This window comes from Salmonella sp. 741265073_HBA (assembly GCF_046569105.1).
Taxonomy (GTDB): Bacteria; Pseudomonadota; Gammaproteobacteria; order Enterobacterales; family Enterobacteriaceae; genus Salmonella; species Salmonella enterica.
This window is the reverse complement of sequence record NZ_JBKFRY010000006.1, coordinates 39494-56290: the sequence shown is the minus strand read 5'-3', so window position 1 is coordinate 56290 and position 16797 is coordinate 39494. Positions and strand designations below refer to the sequence as shown.

Here is a 16797-nt window from a genome sequence, read left to right as displayed (position 1 = left end):
CAATGCGAATATTTGTCTATGGCAGTTTACGACAGAAACAAGGCAACAGTCACTGGATGACCAATGCCCAATTGCTTGGCGATTACCGTATCGATAACTACCAGTTGTATAGTCTGGGCCACTATCCAGGCGCAGTTCCGGGAAACGGAGCGGTATACGGTGAAGTTTATCGAATTGATAACGCCACGCTGGCCGAACTTGATGCTTTGCGCACCAGGGGCGGTGAATACGCACGCCAGTTAATCCAGACGCCTTACGGCAGTGCATGGATGTATGTATATCAACGTCCTGTTGATGGGTTAACTCTGATTGAAAGCGGTGACTGGTTAGACAGAAACCAGCCCTGAACTGAACACGCCACCCTCGGGTGGCGTTGTTTTTTTACATTCTGGCTGATGGCGCTAGCGCCGGGCATGGTGAGCTCTTATTCTGCCGTAGATCAATAATGACGCGCCGCCCAGGATAACAATGCATCCAAGAACCATAAATCCCTGCATATAGCTGCCAGTTGTCCGGTAAAAATAGCCGACCATTAGGCCTGCCAACGTACCGCCGCCGCCAGCGCCGATGCCATTAATAATACCGGAGGCTGGGCCAATCGCATGGGGTTTAACGTTCGACTGGATAATCGACCAGATATTGGGGGTAAAGCTGGCGGCATAATAACCCATCGCCAGGGTAATGAGCGTGATTTTAAAGCCCGGCGCATCGACAAATGGCAGGAGAAATAACATCACGCCGGGGATTAGTAGGCCCAGTGAAGCAATAAGTACACGCTTTTGTGTCTTATCACTGATCCATGAGATAGGGATTGCCAGTATAACCGCAGTCAGATAAGGCAGAGAACTGACCAATGCTTTACTGAATCCGGTATAGCCGAGAGAATTGACAACCATGGGGATCCATAACGTAATTCCCCAGAACAACATCCCTTGAGTGATGTAGGTAAAAATAAGGAGTAGGAAGGGGGTTCCGCCCAGCGATTCCAGGGTAAGTTTAGTTTTCTCTGTTGGCGCCGGCGCACGATAATAAGGCGCTTCTTCCTGTTTTTTCAGCATTGTTATATAAAGTGGAACTACAACAACAATGCCGATCACACCAGTGATAATAAAAACATTTCGCCAACCGAAGGCAGCATCCAGCGGGGACAAAATCATAAATCCCAGGCCTAATGCCAGGAACTGTCCATAATACTGGATAATGCTGTTCGCCTGCGTCCGTTCTTTGTCTGAAAACCAGTCGCTGGCGAAGCGGGACTGCTGCGGCCAATAAATGCCTTCGGTAATGCCAAGCACCAACCGGCAAATCAAAATAACGTACACTGACGAGGTAAATCCGACAAAAACGGTCGCAATCGACCAGATTAGCACCATCAGAATGACTATTTTTTTCGGATCGTATCGCTGGGTAAATACGCCGCCAAAAATATTTGAAAAGGCATAGCCAATAAGAAATATGGTTAATACAATGCTGGCCGTTGCGCCATCAATATTCAGGTCGTGTGTAATCGTAGGTAACGTAACGGAAAGATTAGAACGGTCAAGATAAGCAACAAAAAGGCCGAACATTAATGTCGCGCCGATCCGTAGCCATTTTTGCATTGAGGTCATTTTTCAACTCCGTTTAGCCGCGCGCCAAAATCAATTTGACGAAATAATATCTCACCGGATTTTATGGTCATTTGTGGTACCAGCACATGCGTCCCCGTGAGCGTTTCACCATGAATATCGGCAAATTCAACATGCCTGTTTTTTAATTTAAAGATGGCGATATCGGCAAATGCCCCAGGGGCCAGCGTACCAATTTCTGCTGCCATGCCCAATAAAACTGCTGGGGTATGGGTACAGGCGTTAATGACATCGGTAAGCGCGACGCCGAGTGCTAAATATTTCGATAAAATCCATGGTAAGGCGTAAACAGGCCAGGCGAGTTTAGTGATGGTTGAGAGATCGCTACTGATGATATCCGGAAGAAAGCCATTGGCGATGGCCCGGCGTGCCGTGTTCATTGAAAAATGGCTGCGACCATTGGCGGCATCAAATATAACGCCTCTTTCCCTTGCCTGACGGACTTCGGCTAAGACAGCGCCTTCATCAGTAAGAATGGTGCTACCTTTGCCGTGAAACGCATGAGCGATAATATCGCCGCGGCGTAGCAAGGAGACAAGTTCTTTCATGGGAACGACGGGATGAGTCGAGTGTATTGCCACGGGGTACCTTAAATCGTTGGCAATACGAAGGGATTCAGTCAGCGGTTTTAAGCCATATTCAGCAATGTCCTCAGTCTGAACCTTGAGTTTTAATCCCTGAAGAACGTTGCGATACTGGCGAAACAGCGCGTGGATCTTATTTTCATCAATATTGCCAGGATCATAATTTTCTTGTGACCAGGTTTGGCCCGGCGGCGACACGGTCAGAAACGCTTTGATTCGAACTTTGCTGGCGCAAATCACCGTTCGGTAGAAGGCATCAAAGTTTGCCGTACCGGCAGAACCTGCATCCACGACGGTGGTGACGCCATTCGGCGGCATGTATATATCAGGCCTGACGCCGCCTTCCGTCGCGTCATAAAAAACATGCGCGTGATAATCGATAAGACCGGGAGTGACGATCATACCGTCGGCATGGATAATCCGGGTCTCCGAAGTTACAGGATATTTATCGGCATCAACGATAATATCGTTAATGATGCGTAAATTGTTAATCTCATTAATATTACGAGCGGGATCGATGATATGTCCACCGGTAATTAATATATCATTTTTCATCATAATCTCTTAAAATAGTAAATAATTATGGCAGCCCTTAAAAATATATTAAAAAGTGTGTTTTGAGCGGGTGTTATGTTGGATTAAAAATACGGTTATTGGTAGGGAGAGCTTAGGATACCTTATTAAAAAGGTAATCGGGCCTATGCACTAAATAAGAATTTGGCGCTTGCTAATATTTAGGGCGTAAGTCCAGAGGAGTCTGCGGGCATTCACAAAACAATTATTATCTTGAGCTTTTTAGAGAAAATGTGAGCGTATTCAACCCTTTTTAATAAAAAATAAGGTAGAGTCTTATTCATTCCGTGAATGTTAAACTAATAATGATAAAAATTGTGTTCTATTCATTAGCCAATAAAAAGGCCCTCATTACTATGAGAGCCTTTATCTTGACGATTATGTAAAAGCGAACTTATTTCTTCGCTGCGCGCTCGAAGGAGGCAACGATTTCCGCTTTAGCCGCTTCGGCGTTGTCCCAACCGTCAACTTTCACCCATTTGCCTTTTTCGAGATCTTTATAATGCTCGAAGAAATGAGTGATCTGCGCTTTCAGCAGTTCCGGCAGATCGTTCACATCTTTAATGTGATCGTACTCTTTGCTCAGTTTGGTGTGCGGTACGGCAACCAGTTTCGCATCTTCACCGGATTCGTCGGTCATTTTCAGTACGCCAACCGGACGGCAACGGATGACGGCGCCTGGCTGCAGCGGGTACGGCGTCGGGACCAGAACGTCTACCGGGTCGCCGTCCAGAGACAGGGTATGGTTGATGTAACCGTAGTTGCACGGATAGAACATCGCGGTGGACATGAAGCGGTCAACGAACAGCGCGCCGCTCTCTTTGTCAACTTCGTATTTGATCGGATCTGCGTTAGCCGGGATCTCGATAACGACGTAGATATCTTCCGGCAGTTCTTTACCCGCCGGGACGTTGAGTAAGCTCATGTCTGTTTCCTTTGAATTTATGACAAACAAGTGGCGAGTATTATAGCCAACTCACGCCGAAAGTCTTCGCTTGTTTTCGTTTCCGCCTCATCTGGCGCGTCGTTGCGGAGCATAAACGACAAAGGTTAAGAACCGAAAAAATCACGGGCCTGATAAGGCAACGCCGCCATCGGACATGTTATTGCCCAATGGCGGCTTCATGCGTTATTCCGCATGGTGGTAAAGATTACGCGTCCGGGTATTCGCGGATAAAGCGTTCCACATCGTCAACCATATGGCGGTTGCCAACGAAGAACGAGCGGCGCTGGTGCAGGCTTTCCGGAATGATATCCAGAATACGTTCTTTACCATCGCTTGCTTTGCCGCCGGCCTGTTCCGCGAGGAACGCCATCGGGTTGCACTCATACAGCAGACGCAGTTTCCCCTGCGGATGGCTGGCGGTGCTGGGGTAGAGATAGATGCCGCCTTTCAGCAGGTTGCGGTGGAAATCGGCCACCAGAGAGCCAATGTAACGTGAGGTATAAGGGCGACTTGTTGAACTATCCTCTTCCTGGCAGAATTTGATGTACTTCTTCACGCCATTCGGGAACTTAATATAGTTGCCTTCGTTAATGGAGTAGGTTTTACCCTTTTCCGGGAAACGCATACGTTCCTGGCACAGACAGAACACGCCCAACGACGGATCGTAGGTGAAAGCGTGTACGCCGCAGCCGGTGGTGTAAACCAGCATGGTGGACGAGCCATACACGACATATCCCGCAGCGACCTGTTTGTTGCCGGGTTGCAGGAAATCTTCTTCGGTGACCGGCGTGCCGACGGGCGTCACGCGGCGATAAATCGAGAAAATCGTACCGACAGAGACGTTAACGTCGATGTTAGAAGAGCCATCCAGAGGGTCCATCAGCACCACATATTTCGCGTGTTCGCAGCCTTCAAAGACGACAATTTCGTCCTCTTCTTCCGATGCGATGCCCGCTACAATATCGCGCGCTTTTAGTGCAGCTTTCAGTTTCTCGTTCGCGAACAGATCGAGTTTCTGCTGAACCTCGCCCTGTACGTTCTCAGCACCGCTGGCACCCAGGATATCGACCAGACCGGCCTTGTTGATATCGCGGTGGATGATCTTGGCGCCCAATTTTATTGCCGACAGCAAAGCAGTGAGCTCACCGGTAGCCTGAGAGAACTCGTGCTGCTTTTCGACAATAAATTCACCTAACGTTTTCATAACACTTTCCCTGCAATTGATTGGAGTAAAGCGACCGTAACAATCTTAACAAACATTTCAGATGATGCGCTCAGGTGAATCGCGCCAGCAAAGTACAGATTTACCTGAAATGCGTTTCTCACTTGCCAGACATGTGCGTAAAATGGCTCGCAGATAAAAAAAGGATAGTGACGTATGCGCATTCATATTTTGGGAATTTGTGGCACTTTCATGGGGGGGCTGGCGATGCTGGCTCGCTCGCTTGGTCATGAAGTAACGGGTTCGGACGCCAATGTGTATCCGCCGATGAGTACCTTACTTGAGAAGCAAGGCATTGATCTGATCCAGGGTTATGACGCCAGCCAGCTCGATCCGCAGCCGGATCTGGTGATTATCGGCAATGCGATGACGCGCGGGAATCCGTGCGTGGAAGCGGTGCTGGAAAAAAACATTCCCTTTATGTCTGGTCCACAGTGGCTGCACGACTTTGTGTTGCGCGACCGCTGGGTACTGGCGGTCGCCGGTACCCACGGCAAAACCACGACCGCAGGCATGGCGACCTGGATACTGGAAGCTTGCGGGTACAAACCGGGCTTCGTGATCGGCGGCGTACCTGGCAACTTTGAGGTTTCCGCGCGCCTGGGCGAGAGCCCGTTCTTTGTTATCGAAGCGGATGAGTACGACTGCGCGTTCTTTGATAAACGTTCTAAATTTGTGCATTACTGCCCGCGTACGCTGATCCTCAACAACCTTGAGTTTGATCATGCCGACATCTTCGACGATCTGAAAGCGATCCAGAAGCAGTTCCACCATCTGGTGCGCATCGTGCCGGGGCAGGGGCGCATCATCTGGCCGGAAAACGACATCAACCTGAAACAGACCATGGCGCTGGGCTGCTGGAGCGAGCAGGAGCTGGTGGGCGAGCAGGGACACTGGCAGGCGAAGAAGCTGACTACGGATGCTTCCGAGTGGGAAGTGTGGCTGGACGGCGAAAAAGTCGGCGATGTGAAATGGGGCCTGGTCGGCGAACATAACATGCACAACGGTCTGATGGCGATTGCCGCCGCGCGCCACGTGGGCGTCGCGCCCGCAGAAGCGGCCAGCGCGCTGGGGTCATTTATTAACGCCCGCCGCCGTCTGGAACTGCGCGGCGAAGCGAACGGCGTGACGGTGTATGACGATTTTGCTCATCACCCGACGGCAATTCTGGCCACGCTGGCGGCGCTGCGCGGTAAAGTGGGCGGCACCGCGCGCATTATCGCAGTGCTGGAGCCGCGTTCTAACACGATGAAGATGGGGTTATGCAAGGATGACCTGGCACCGTCGTTAGGGCGTGCGGATGAAGTGTTCCTGCTGCAGCCGCCGCATATTCCGTGGCAAGTGGCGGAAGTCGCTGAAGCCTGCGTACAGCCTGCTCACTGGAGTGGCGATGTCGATACGCTGGCGGAAATGGTGGTGAAAACCGCACAGCCTGGCGATCACATCCTGGTGATGAGCAACGGCGGTTTCGGCGGCATCCATCAGAAATTGCTGGATGGGCTGGCGAAAAAAGCACTGGTTGTGGAGTAAAAAATGCCCGGTGGCGCTGCGCTTACCGGGCCTACAATAGGTACATTCCTGTAGGCCGGATAAGGCGCCAGCGCCGCCATCCGGCAGATGCTACCAACGTGTAAAATTACCCTTCGTTTTCCGCCAGCTCGCGCAGATACTGGAAAATCTGACGCGCTGATTTCGGCGGTTTGTTGCCTTCTTTCTCTTTCTTCGCATTGCGGATCAATGAACGAAGCTGTTGACGATCGGCGTGCGGCCACAGGGTCAGTACTTCGGCTACCGCGTCATCGCCTTCGACGATCAGACGATCGCGCAGATGCTCAAGCTTGTGAAACAGCACCACCTGCTGATTATGGCGGTTCTTCAGCTTGTCCAGCGCCTGGCGAATAGGTTCAACGTCGCGTTGGCGCAGCATTTTTCCGATAAGCTGCAACTGGCGGCGGCGTCCTTCCATTTTGATTCGCTGGGCCAGTTCAATGGCGTCGCGCAGATCGGCGTCCAGCGGGATCTTATCCAGCGCGTTTTTCCCCAGATCCACCAGTTCCGCGCCCAGGCGTTTTAATTCCTCGGCATCGCGTTTAATTTCACTTTTACTGACCCAGATAATTTCATCGTCTTCGTCTTCGATGTCATCACCGGGAACGTCGTCGAGCCAGTCTTCGGGCTGCTTTGTCATGTCAGGCTCCTTAAAAAAAGAGGCTAATGTTACCAGTTAAGATGCGCACTGAAAAACGGTTCTCTGTTAGACTTCAGAGAAACTCTCTCTACATTATGGCATTTGCAATGAAAGTAATCTCACAAGTTGAAGCGCAGCGTAAGATTCTGGAAGAAGCAGTTTCGACAGCGCTGGAGTTAGCCTCAGGCAAATCGGATGGGGCGGAAGTCGCCGTCAGCAAGACCACCGGCATTAGCGTCAGCACCCGTTATGGTGAAGTAGAGAATGTCGAATTTAATAGCGACGGCGCGCTGGGCATTACGGTGTATCACCAGAACCGCAAAGGCAGCGCCTCTTCGACGGATTTAAGCCCGCAGGCGATTGCCCGTACCGTGCAGGCCGCGCTGGATATCGCGCGTTACACGTCGCCGGACCCGTGCGCAGGCGTGGCGGACAAAGAACTGCTGGCGTTTGACGCGCCGGATCTGGACTTGTTCCACCCGGCAGAGGTTACGCCAGACGAAGCCATTGAACTGGCCGCGCGTGCGGAACAGGCTTCTCTAAAGGCGGATAAACGCATCACCAATACCGAAGGCGGGAGCTTTAACAGCCATTACGGCATTAAAGTGTTCGGCAACAGCCACGGCATGTTGCAGGGATATTGCTCCACGCGCCATTCGCTCTCAAGCTGCGTCATCGCTGAAGAGAACGGCGACATGGAGCGTGATTACGCTTACACCATCGGTCGGGCAATGGCGGATCTGCAAGCGCCGGAATGGGTCGGGGCCGAGTGCGCGCGCCGCACCTTATCCCGCCTGTCGCCGCGCAAGCTCTCCACCATGAAAGCGCCGGTCATTTTCGCCAATGAAGTGGCGACAGGGCTATTTGGTCATCTGGTCGGGGCGATTGCCGGCGGCGCGGTCTACCGTAAATCCACTTTTCTGCTCGACTCGCTGGGCAAACAAATTCTGCCGGAATGGTTAACCATCGAAGAACACCCGCATCTGCTAAAAGGGCTGGCGTCTTCACCGTTCGACAGCGAAGGCGTGCGTACGGAGCGCCGGGACATTGTGAAGGATGGCGTACTGACGCAATGGTTGCTGACCAACTATTCTGCCCGCAAACTGGGGCTGAAAAGTACCGGTCATGCCGGCGGCATTCATAACTGGCGTATCGCCGGGCAGGGGCTGAACTTTGAGCAGTTGCTAAAAGAGATGGGCACCGGCCTGGTGGTGACGGAACTGATGGGCCAGGGCGTCAGCGGTATTACCGGCGACTACTCCCGCGGCGCTGCGGGATTCTGGGTTGAAAATGGTGAAATCCAGTACCCGGTAAGTGAAATTACCATTGCCGGTAATTTAAAAGAGATGTGGCGTAATATTGTCACCGTGGGTGATGATATTGAAACGCGCAGTAATATACAGTGCGGTTCGGTATTGTTACCGGAGATGAAAATCGCCGGACAATAATACCCGTCATACTTCAGGCTGCAGGCGCGTTGGCTGCCTGCAACCCGAATTATTCAGGGTATTACACTTATCGTTAATAATAAAAAAGGAAGTGAGCAATGCGTAAAAGCCTGTTAGCTATTCTTGCTGTGTCATCGCTGGTATTCGGTTCGGCTGTTTTTGCTGCCGATCTTGAAGATAATATGGATATTCTCAATGATAACCTGAAAGTTGTTGAGAAAACGGATAGTGCCCCTGAACTGAAAGCGGCATTAACCAAAATGCGCGCGGCCGCGCTGGATGCTCAAAAAGCTACGCCGCCAAAGCTGGAAGATAAAGCGCCGGATAGCCCGGAAATGAAGGATTTTCGTCACGGTTTTGACATTCTGGTCGGCCAAATTGATGGCGCGCTGAAGCTGGCGAACGAAGGTAACGTTAAAGAAGCGAAAGCGGCGGCGGAAGCGCTAAAAACCACCCGCAATACGTATCATAAAAAGTATCGTTAATTTTTGTGGGATGGCGGCTTCGCTTTATCCGCAGGTCGCCATCCGGCAAAATGTAATACCCATCACACTTTCTCACTTTATACGACAACGTCATTGTTTCGCCATTTCCTCTTTATGCCGCGATAGATCTCACACTTTCCCGGCGATAATTCATTAATGCCGCCTTTTCTGTGGCGCAGATCACCTATCCCACTCGCGTTTCCACTTCGAGGTGGAAAATAACTCGCTACAAACTTTTAACCCTTGCCGCTAGTTTTATCTCATTGCCATTAACGGGGTGAGACGCGTGGATAACGGAGCAGTAAAACACGATGCCGGTGAGCGAATTAACGAACTGGCTGAACAGGTGTTAACGCAGGTGGATGGCCTGCTGGGGCGGCATCACATTGTCCCCAATGCGGTACAGACGCAAATGCTGACCTCGCACGTTCGCGCGATGGCGCACCGGTCAATTACCGGCGAGCCTTTACCGGAAGTCGATGCCAGCTTGTTTGATGAAATCTCAGCCGAATCAATAGCGCTCGCCCGCGAAATCGTGGCGGCGTTTGGCAACCTTCCTGACGAAGAAGCCTGGCTATTATCGGTACATTTTGAAGTCGCGAAAGACAACTTCTAAGGAGCAAAAAATGGAACAGATTACCGTCGTGATTGGCGATCGCCTGGGTAAAGGCCAGAAAGTGGCGGCAGGCGTGGAAAAAGCGGGCGGTCGCGCGGTCGTCGTACCGGGCGTCGCGGCAGACATGAAGCTGGGCGATGTGATGAAAGCGGAAAACGCCACCTTCGGCATTTCATTTTGCGGCAGCGGCGGCGCAGGCGCTATCACCGCGCAAAACAAGCATGGCTACAAAGCCAAATATGGCATGCGGTCAGTGGATGAAGGCGTCACCGCTATCAATGAAGGCTGCAACGTGTTGGGTTTCGGCTTTATGGATAAAGAAGAGCTCGGCGAGCGCCTGGTGCAGGCGTGGCAAAAGAAATACGGCGCCTGATGATGAAAGAGCAATTCACCACCACGGTGAGAGTAAAAGGCAAGGGCGACGCCAAAGCACGCGCCTTTGCCGATGCGCTGAACCATGTTCAGTCGGCGGTGATGAGAGAGTCGCCGTATATCTTACTGCGTATTGAGCCACAGGATGTGCGGATTGTTCAGGCGCATGAGTCGGTGCGTAAAGAGGCCTTTCTGTTTTTCTTTTTGCGCCGGGAACGACGCACTTACAGCGTGGAGCTGGATGTGACCGTCAACGTGACCGCCATCAATCTCGACAGGGTGGATTTCGTCGCGAAACGCTGATTTTTATTAAAAAGGCATAGTTATGTTCCTGATAATACTAATTAAATCGCTCATTATCGGCGCGCTGGTCGGCGTAGGGGTGGGCGCTGGGGCTGCACGCATGTTTCACGCGCCAACCACGCAGGGGATGGGCGCGTTCCGTACGTTGGGCGAACTCAACTCTTGTGAAGGCGACCCGGCATCTCACTTCTCCTTTGGGCTGGGTTTCTTCTTTAACGCCTGGGCGTCGTCTGTGGCGGCCGGATCGTTCACCCAGGATGTCGATCACCGCATCATCCCTAACTGGGGCGCGGCGGCGCTCATGATCAAAAACCGTAACGTCGGCGAGACGCTGCACGACCCGAAAAAAATGGCGATCGCCTGCGCCGTCATCGGCATGATCGTCGTGACGTTCCTTAACCTGACTGCCTCATCCGTGCCAGAAGCGCTACAGGTGACGGCGGTTAAGGTGCTGGTACCGGCGGCAAACCTGCTGGTCAACATCGTCATGCCTGTGATCTTCTGGTTAGCGGCGATCGACGCTGGTAAAAAATCGGGCTTCTGGGCCACCGTTTTCGGCGGCGCGGCGCAGCTCATCATGGGGAACGCCGTACCGGGGCTGGTACTGGGTATTTTGATCGGTAAAGGCGTAGAAGAGAGCGGCTGGAACCATGTCACCAAAGTGATGATGGTCGCCATCGTTTTGCTGTTTGTGTTGAGCGGCTTCTTCCGCGGCTTCGACATGAAAATGATCGAGTCTTTCAACATGACGGTACCGAACTGGCTTGAACTGATCCACAACTCGCTCAGCGGCAAATAACGGAGGCCACAATGGAAGAGAATAAAGGTTTTTGGTATGCCGACTGGTCGTTCCCGATCTTTGTTGGCCTGCTCTCCTCCGGCGTTTTCGCCGGGACGCATATGTACTATCTGTACGGTATCGGCGCATTTAACGAAGTCGCTTTTGTGGCGATGTTGAAAGCGGGGATGGATACCGGTGTCTACGGCGCGGTCGCCGCTTTCGGCGCCAGCTTTTTATTTGCCCGCATTATCGAAGGTTCGCTGGTCGGAATTCTGGATATCGGCGGGGCAATTCAGACCGGCGTGGGCTTAGGGGTTCCGGCGTTATTGCTGGGGGCCGGCTTTGTCTTCCCGGTGGCGAACTTTATCGCTTCGCTGATAACCGGTCTGGTGATTGGCCTGGCGATTGGCTACATCATTATTCTGGCGCGTAAGTTCACCATTAATCAGAGCGACTCCACGTACGGGGCGGACGTCATGATGGGGGCCGGTAACACTTCAGGCCGTTTTCTGGGGCCGTTGATTATCCTCAGCGCCATGACGGCATCGATTCCCATTGGTCTGGGCTCTCTGGTGGGCGCGCTGCTGTTTTATATCTGGCAGAAGCCGATTACCGGCGGCGCGATTTTAGGCGCGATGATCCTCGGTTCCATCTTCCCGGTTGCGATTAGCTAACTGTTGATTTGTAGGCCGGATAAGGCGGTTGCGCCGCCATCCGGCAAAGGAGAGAGCGATGTTTGATTTACTCCTGCGCCATGCGCGTCTGGTCGATGACACGCTGACTAATATTGCCCTGCAAGATGGCAAAATCGCGGCGTTGGGTGACGTTGATGGTCCGGCGCTGAAAACCATTGACCTGCGCGGCGAGTGTTACGTTAGTGCGGGTTGGATTGATTCTCATGTTCACTGCTACCCAAAATCGCCGATTTATTTCGATGAGCCGGATAGTATCGGCATCGCGACGGGGGTGACGACGGTGATTGATGCCGGCAGCACTGGCGCAGATGATATTGACGATTTTTACACCCTGACCCGTCAGGCGACCACCGACGTTTATGCGCTATTGAATGTTTCACGCGTTGGGCTTATTGCCCAAAACGAGCTGGCTAACATGGCCAATATTGACGCCGATGCGGTCCGGCAGGCGGTAAAACGCCACCCGGATTTTATCGTCGGCCTCAAGGCGCGGATGAGCAGCAGCGTGGTAGGCGTTAACGGCATCACACCGCTGGAACGCGCTAAAGCCATGCAGCAAGAAAACGGCAACCTGCCGCTGATGGTGCATATTGGCAATAACCCGCCGGATCTGGACGAAATAGCGGAGCGTCTGACAGCGGGCGATATCATTACCCACTGTTACAACGGTAAGCCGAACCGTATTCTGACGCCGGAAGGCGAGCTGCGCGCCTCGGTGACACGAGCGCTGGCGCGCGGCGTGCGTCTGGACGTCGGGCATGGTACCGCCAGCCTGAGCTTTGCGGTGGCGAAACGCGCCATTAGCCTGGGGATTTTACCGCATACCATCAGTTCCGATATCTACTGCCGTAACCGCATCAATGGCCCGGTGCATTCGCTGGCTAATGTGATGTCGAAATTCCTCGCCATCGGCATGTCGCTGCCGCAGGTCATTGCGTGCGTGACGGCCAATGCCGCCGATAGCCTGAATCTGAAAACCAAAGGTCGTCTTCAGCCTGGTCTGGATGCCGACCTGACCCTCTTTACGCTTAAACGCCAGCCTGCCGTGTTGGTAGACGCGGAAAACGACAGCTTACAGGCTGAAGAATTGCTGACGCCGCTTGCCGCGATACGCGCAGGCAAGGGCTATATGACCGAACAAGGGAGCGCGGAACATGCCTTCGATTTTTGAGAAGTATCAATTAAAACAGGTGATTAACGCCTCCGGACGTATGACGGCGCTCGGTGTCTCTACGCCGCGCCCGGAAGTGATAGACGCGGCGATGGCCGGAATGAATCAGTATTTCGAGATGAAAGATCTGGTGAATAAAACCGGTGAGTACATTGCGAAATTGTTGGAAGTGGAAGGGGCGACGGTAGTCTCCTGCGCCAGTGCGGGCCTTGCCCAGTCGGTTGCCGCGGTCCTGGTTCAGGACAGCGACTGGCTGCTGGAAAACCTGCACGTTACACCGATTGAAAATAACGAAATCGTCCTGCCAAAGGGCCACAACGTCAACTTTGGCGCGCCGGTGGGAACGATGGTGGCGCTGGGCGGCGGCAAACTGGTGGAAGCCGGTTACGCCAACGAATGTTCCGCCGCGCAGTTGGCGGCGGCCATTACGCCGCGCACGGCGGCTATTCTCTATATCAAATCTCACCACTGCGTACAGAAAAGTATGCTCAGCGTGGAGCAGGCTGCGGTGGTGGCGCGCACGCATAATCTCCCGCTGATTGTGGACGCGGCGGCGGAAGAAGATTTGCAGTGCTACTACCGCGTGGGCGCAGATCTCGTTATCTATAGCGGCGCGAAAGCGATTGAAGGGCCGACCAGCGGGCTGGTGATTGGTAAAACGCAGTATGTTGAGTGGGTAAAACGTCAGTCAGCGGGCATTGGCCGGGCGATGAAGGTCGGCAAAGAAGGAATTATTGGCCTGACCTGCGCCATTGAATTGTACCTGCGGGCGCAAAAAGAGAGCGGCGCGGAGATGGTAGAAAAAATGGCGCCCTTTATCGACACGTTGAACACGTTTAACGGCGTCAGCGCCCGTGTGGTGTGGGACAGCGCCGGACGCGACATCGCGCGCACGGAAATTAAGTTTGATGAAGCCGTTACCGGCATCGCCACAGGCGAACTGGTCGACGCGCTGAAGCAAGGGGAATACGCGATTTACTTTCGCGGATACAAAGCCAACGAAGGAATTATTGAAGCGGATGTCCGCAGCGTCGATCGCGCGCAGTTAGCGATTGTGGCGCGTCGTATTGGCGAGGTGATTAATCAGGAGAAACAAGCATGAAACTGACCCCTAACTTTTACCGCGATCGCGTTTGCCTGAACGTACTGGCCGGTTCGAAAGATAACGCCCGGGAAATCTACGCGGCGGCGGAAGGTCATGTGCTGGTTGGCGTGCTCTCCAAAAACTATCCGGATGTGGCAAGCGCAGTCGCGGATATGCGTGAATATGCGGCGCTTATCGACAATGCGCTCTCCGTCGGACTGGGGGCAGGCGATCCTAACCAGTCGGCGATGGTGAGCGAAATCTCGCGTCAGGTACAGCCGCAGCATGTCAACCAGGTGTTTACCGGCGTAGGGGCCAGCCGGGCGCTGCTGGGGCAAAACGAGACGGTGGTGAACGGTCTTGTCTCGCCGACCGGCACGCCGGGACTGGTGAAAATTTCCACCGGCCCGCTAAGCAGCCGCGCGCCGGACGGCATCGTACCCATAGAAACGGCGATTGCGCTGCTCAAAGATATGGGCGGCAGCTCCGTTAAATACTTTCCGATGGGAGGACTCACCTGTCGCGACGAGTATAAAGCGGTGGCTGACGCCTGCGCCCGCCATGATTTCTGGCTGGAACCGACGGGCGGCATCGATCTGGAAAACTTCGCCGAGATTCTGCACATCGCCCTTGATGCAGGTGTAAGCAAAATCATTCCTCACATTTATAGTTCGATTATTGATAAGGTGAGCGGCAACACCCGTGCGGACGATGTGCGTCAGTTACTCGCTATCGTCCGGTCGCGTGTCGGCTAATCATGAGGAGAGAGACGTGCGATTCCCCAACCAACGTTTAGCGCAGCTATTTGCGATGCTGCAAAACGAGACGCTGCCGCAGGACGAACTGGCGCAGCGGTTGTCGGTCTCCACGCGTACCGTTCGGGCGGATATCGCCGCGCTGAACATGTTGCTGACGCCGCATGGCGCGCAATTTACTCTCAGCCGCGGCAACGGGTATCAGCTCAAAATTGATGATCCGGCACGTTATCAATCCCTGCAAACGCAGCAATCTCCCGCCCTGGCGCGCGGTCCGCGCACCAGCCAGGAGCGGATACACTATTTGCTGGCGCGTTTTTTAACCTCCGCCTTCTCGCTGAAGCTGGAGGATTTGGCAGATGAATGGTTTGTCAGCCGTGCGACGCTGCAGAATGATATGGCGGACGTGCGCGAGCATTTGCTGCGTTATCATCTGACGCTGGAAACGCGTCCGCGTCATGGCATGAAACTGTTTGGCGGAGAGATGGCGATTCGCGCCTGTCTGACCGACCTTTTATGGACGCTGGCGCAGCAGGAGCCCTCCCATCCGTTAATTGTTAGTACCACGCTGAACACCGAGGTGTCTCAACGGCTGCAGTCTCTTTTGCCGGATATTTTCTCTCATTGTCAAATCCGCCTGACCGATGAGAGCGAACTGTTTCTGCGTTTATACTGCGCGGTGGCGGTACGGCGTATTCGCGAGGGGTATCCGTTATCGGAATGCGTGGCAGAGGAGGTCGATGAAAAAGTGCGCCATGCGGCGCATGAGATTGCGGAGCTACTACAACAGCTGGCCGACAAGCCGCTGTCGGAGCCGGAAGTAAGCTGGCTGAAGGTGCATATTGCCGCCCGCCAGGTACAGGAAATTGCCCCCAGCGCCATTAATGCCGATGATGAAGAGGCGCTGGTGCGCTATATCCTCAATTTTATTAATACCCAGTACAACTATAACCTGTTGAATGATAAACAGCTTCACGCGGACTTGCTGACCCACATCAAAACGATGATCACCCGCGTGCGCTACCAGATCATGATCCCCAACCCACTACTGGAAAATATTAAGCAGCACTATCCGATGGCGTGGGATATGACGTTGGCGGCGATATCGAGTTGGGGAAAATACACGCCGTATACCATTAGCGAAAACGAAATCGGTTTTCTGGTGCTGCATATTGGCGTTGGGCTGGAACGTAGTTACAACATTGGCTACCAGCGGCAGCCGCAGGTACTGCTGGTGTGTGATGCTGGTAATGCGATGGTGCGGATGATTGAAGCGGTACTGGCGCGGAAATACCCGCAGATTGAGATAGCCCGCACTTTGACGCTACGCGACTATGAGGCGCGGGACAGTATTGTGGAGGATTTTGTGATTTCCACGGCGCGGATCGGTGAAAAAGATAAACCGGTCATCATGATCGCGCCCTTTCCTACCGACTATCAATTAGAGCAGATCGGTAAGCTGGTGCTGGTAGACAGAACCCGCCCGTGGATGCTGGATAAATATTTCGATGCCTCGCATTTTCGCATCGTGGAAGGGGAAATAGATCAACAGACGCTGTTTAAAACGCTGTGCGATCAGTTGCATGAGGAAGGCTTTGTTGATGCGGCGTTTCTCGATTCGGTTATTGAACGTGAAGCTATCGTCAGTACGTTATTAGGCGACGGGATTGCCTTGCCACACGCGCTGGGGCTGCTGGCGAAGAAAACGGTGGTTTATACGGTGCTCGCGCCACAGGGGATTGCCTGGGGTGACGAAACGGCGCACGTTATTTTTTTACTCGCCATCAGCAAAAGTGAATATGAAGAGGCGATGGCCATCTACGATATTTTCGTCACTTTCCTGCGCGAACGCGCCATGACGCGCCTCTGCGCATGTCAGAATTTTACGCAATTTAAAACGGTCGCGATGGAGTGCGTGAGTCGTTTTTGAGAGGCGTTATCCAGAA

At 53.2% G+C, this 16797-nt stretch carries 18 protein-coding genes; 13 read left to right on the top strand and 5 right to left on the bottom strand.

Features of this window, described 5'->3' with window-relative positions:
* The first annotated feature begins 2 nt into the window (after positions 1-2).
* Positions 3-347, top strand: a complete 345-nt coding sequence (locus tag ACLD3P_RS10490) for a gamma-glutamylcyclotransferase (RefSeq protein WP_001219167.1) — start codon at positions 3-5, stop codon at positions 345-347.
* Positions 348-401: 54 nt separating this feature from the next.
* Here the strand turns inward: ACLD3P_RS10490 and ACLD3P_RS10485 are convergent, their stop codons facing one another.
* The 4 genes from ACLD3P_RS10485 to fbp all read right to left on the bottom strand — a co-directional run bounded on the left by ACLD3P_RS10485 (position 402) and on the right by fbp (position 4935).
* Complete coding sequence (locus tag ACLD3P_RS10485; RefSeq protein ID WP_000203131.1) at positions 402-1610, bottom strand: MFS transporter; 1209 nt, start codon at positions 1608-1610, stop codon at positions 402-404.
* On the bottom strand, positions 1607-2770 hold the full coding sequence (locus tag ACLD3P_RS10480; protein ID WP_411006512.1) for a metallo-dependent hydrolase: 1164 nt from the start codon (positions 2768-2770) through the stop codon (positions 1607-1609). The genes ACLD3P_RS10485 and ACLD3P_RS10480 overlap by 4 nt, the downstream gene beginning before the upstream one ends.
* Before the next feature lie 409 nt (positions 2771-3179).
* The gene (gene ppa, locus ACLD3P_RS10475) at positions 3180-3710 is read right to left on the bottom strand and encodes an inorganic diphosphatase (RefSeq protein WP_000055079.1); all 531 of its coding nucleotides are present in this window, start codon (positions 3708-3710) and stop codon (positions 3180-3182) included.
* 226 nt (positions 3711-3936) lie between these two features.
* Entirely contained in the window at positions 3937-4935 is a 999-nt protein-coding gene (gene fbp / locus ACLD3P_RS10470; RefSeq protein ID WP_000853764.1) for a class 1 fructose-bisphosphatase, read from the bottom strand.
* Between the two features lie 174 nt (positions 4936-5109).
* Between fbp and mpl the strand changes: the two genes are divergently transcribed.
* Positions 5110-6483 carry a UDP-N-acetylmuramate:L-alanyl-gamma-D-glutamyl-meso-diaminopimelate ligase gene (gene mpl / locus ACLD3P_RS10465; RefSeq protein ID WP_001219832.1) on the top strand — a complete coding sequence of 458 codons (1374 nt, stop codon included), beginning with the start codon at positions 5110-5112 and terminating at the stop codon, positions 6481-6483.
* Between the two features lie 106 nt (positions 6484-6589).
* Here the strand turns inward: mpl and yjgA are convergent, their stop codons facing one another.
* The gene (yjgA, locus tag ACLD3P_RS10460) at positions 6590-7141 is read right to left on the bottom strand and encodes a ribosome biogenesis factor YjgA (protein WP_000166287.1); all 552 of its coding nucleotides are present in this window, start codon (positions 7139-7141) and stop codon (positions 6590-6592) included.
* Positions 7142-7236: 95 nt separating this feature from the next.
* Between yjgA and pmbA the strand changes: the two genes are divergently transcribed.
* The 11 genes from pmbA (at position 7237) to ACLD3P_RS10405 (ending at position 16781) form a co-directional block, all read left to right on the top strand.
* Positions 7237-8589, top strand: a complete 1353-nt coding sequence (gene pmbA / locus ACLD3P_RS10455) for a metalloprotease PmbA (protein ID WP_000852994.1) — start codon at positions 7237-7239, stop codon at positions 8587-8589.
* A 98-nt stretch (positions 8590-8687) separates the two neighbouring features.
* Entirely contained in the window at positions 8688-9074 is a 387-nt protein-coding gene (gene cybC / locus ACLD3P_RS10450) for a cytochrome b562 (protein ID WP_001232231.1), read from the top strand.
* Between the two features lie 277 nt (positions 9075-9351).
* Positions 9352-9690, top strand: coding sequence for a glycine dehydrogenase (locus tag ACLD3P_RS10445; protein WP_411006700.1), 339 nt, complete (start codon positions 9352-9354; stop codon positions 9688-9690).
* Positions 9691-9700: 10 nt separating this feature from the next.
* Positions 9701-10063 carry an SFCGS family glycine-rich protein gene (locus tag ACLD3P_RS10440; RefSeq protein WP_000435389.1) on the top strand — a complete coding sequence of 121 codons (363 nt, stop codon included), beginning with the start codon at positions 9701-9703 and terminating at the stop codon, positions 10061-10063.
* Entirely contained in the window at positions 10063-10365 is a 303-nt protein-coding gene (locus ACLD3P_RS10435) for a DUF4312 family protein (protein ID WP_000975187.1), read from the top strand. Before ACLD3P_RS10440 ends, ACLD3P_RS10435 begins: the two co-directional genes overlap by 1 nt.
* Before the next feature lie 22 nt (positions 10366-10387).
* Positions 10388-11164 (top strand): DUF4311 domain-containing protein, encoded by a 777-nt coding sequence (locus tag ACLD3P_RS10430; RefSeq protein ID WP_000478578.1) that lies wholly within the window; start codon positions 10388-10390, stop codon positions 11162-11164.
* An 11-nt stretch (positions 11165-11175) separates the two neighbouring features.
* Entirely contained in the window at positions 11176-11820 is a 645-nt protein-coding gene (locus tag ACLD3P_RS10425) for a DUF4310 family protein (RefSeq protein WP_000392128.1), read from the top strand.
* A gap of 58 nt (positions 11821-11878) precedes the next feature.
* The gene (locus tag ACLD3P_RS10420) at positions 11879-13012 is read left to right on the top strand and encodes an amidohydrolase/deacetylase family metallohydrolase (RefSeq protein WP_061377946.1); all 1134 of its coding nucleotides are present in this window, start codon (positions 11879-11881) and stop codon (positions 13010-13012) included.
* Entirely contained in the window at positions 12996-14114 is a 1119-nt protein-coding gene (locus ACLD3P_RS10415; RefSeq protein WP_023137277.1) for a DgaE family pyridoxal phosphate-dependent ammonia lyase, read from the top strand. The genes ACLD3P_RS10420 and ACLD3P_RS10415 overlap by 17 nt, the downstream gene beginning before the upstream one ends.
* Positions 14111-14851 carry a 2-dehydro-3-deoxy-phosphogluconate aldolase gene (gene dagF / locus ACLD3P_RS10410; RefSeq protein ID WP_000779254.1) on the top strand — a complete coding sequence of 247 codons (741 nt, stop codon included), beginning with the start codon at positions 14111-14113 and terminating at the stop codon, positions 14849-14851. The genes ACLD3P_RS10415 and dagF overlap by 4 nt, the downstream gene beginning before the upstream one ends.
* A gap of 16 nt (positions 14852-14867) precedes the next feature.
* A complete protein-coding gene (locus ACLD3P_RS10405; protein ID WP_001212135.1) occupies positions 14868-16781 on the top strand; it encodes a BglG family transcription antiterminator in 1914 nt (637 codons plus the stop codon).
* The last annotated feature ends 16 nt before the right edge of the window (positions 16782-16797 follow it).